Source organism: Bartonella sp. AP57NXGY, from assembly GCF_042195805.1.
Classification (GTDB): Bacteria; Pseudomonadota; Alphaproteobacteria; order Rhizobiales; family Rhizobiaceae; genus Bartonella.
This window is the reverse complement of the sequence record NZ_JBHIOZ010000298.1, coordinates 1-1,313: the sequence shown is the minus strand read 5'-3', so window position 1 is coordinate 1,313 and position 1,313 is coordinate 1. Positions and strand designations below refer to the sequence as shown.

Sequence of the window (1,313 nt, the reverse complement as noted above, 5' to 3'; positions counted from 1 at the left end):
GAATGTTAGTGCTTTCATTAATATTAAAATGCTTGATCTCAAGAATTGCGGCTGTCTCTCTGTCTTAGAAGCGCTTTGATGAATATATTCTAAGCTATTGGCTTGCAAGATCCCCAATGAAGAATGGAATATATCGTCATATTTTGAATGATCATTGATCCTTTTTAATTGGAATAAGAAAGTTGTAAGATTTTCTCATTTCAAATGCTCTTATTGCGCGATCATTTGCAAATCAATGGAAGTTCCTTTTTTCATGTCTTAAGTGGGGGGTCCGAAAACAATTGAGAAAAGAATAAAAATGCTTCTGTCTTTTCAAGGGATAAAGGCTATCGTAGAAGCTAGATAGGGCTGTTTTTTGGGCAGGGGGTGGGGTTGTCGTAGGAGCCTTAGGCTAATGGGGTTGTCCGTGTTGAGGAACGAGTTATGGCGTAGCTTGTTGCAAGGGAGGGTAAGGCTATTGTAGAGGCCGCAGGGGGCGTATATGAATGGTGCCGGATTACATTTTTTATTGAAACAATAGGGGTGATAGAGTTTATAGTAAGGGGGATATATTCATGGGGGCGCTATTGTTATCCCCTTCATGGGGGCTGTTCATGAAATGGGGTGTATGCGCGTTGGTTTGGAAGTGTTGAGAGATTTCTTTAAAACAAGCACGTGAATTGGCAAAAGTATTGGCAACATAAATAGGCGATACGAGTGTTCTTTGGGTATTCTGTTTGACGACAATGGACGCAATGGTGCTTTGAGAGATTATGCGTATTACAAGGGAGGGTAAGGCTATTGTAGAGGCCGCAGGGGGCGTATATGAATGGCGCCGGATTACATTTTTTATTGAAACAATGGTGGTGATAGAGTTTATAGTAAGGGGGATATATTCATGGGAGCGCTATTGTTATCCCTTTCATGGGGGATGTTCATGAAATGGGGGTGATGCGCGGTGGTTTGCAAGTGTTGAGAGATGTTTCTTTAAAACAAGCACGTGAATTGGCAAAAGTATTGGCAACATGAATATGCAATACGAGTGTTTTCTGGGGTGTTCTGTTTGACGATAATGGATGCAATGGTGCTTTGAGAGATTATGCGTATTACAAGGGAGGGTAAGGCTATTGTAGAGGCCGCAGGGGGCGTATATGAATGGTGCCGGATTACATTTTTTATTGAAACAATGGTGGTGATAGAGTTTATAGTAAGGGGATATATTCATGGGAGCGCTATTGTTATCCCTTTCATGGGGGCTGTTCATGAAATGGGGGTGATGCGCGTTGGTTTGGAAGTGTTGAGAGATTTCTTTAAAACAAGCACGTGAATTGGCA

General features: G+C 41.8%; 1 protein-coding gene. It reads left to right on the top strand.

The annotated features are described in order from the left end of the window. Positions 1-1,078: 1,078 nt before the first annotated feature. The gene (locus ACFIL8_RS10445) at positions 1,079-1,306 is read left to right on the top strand and encodes a hypothetical protein (protein WP_375689711.1); all 228 of its coding nucleotides are present in this window, start codon (positions 1,079-1,081) and stop codon (positions 1,304-1,306) included. The last annotated feature ends 7 nt before the right edge of the window (positions 1,307-1,313 follow it).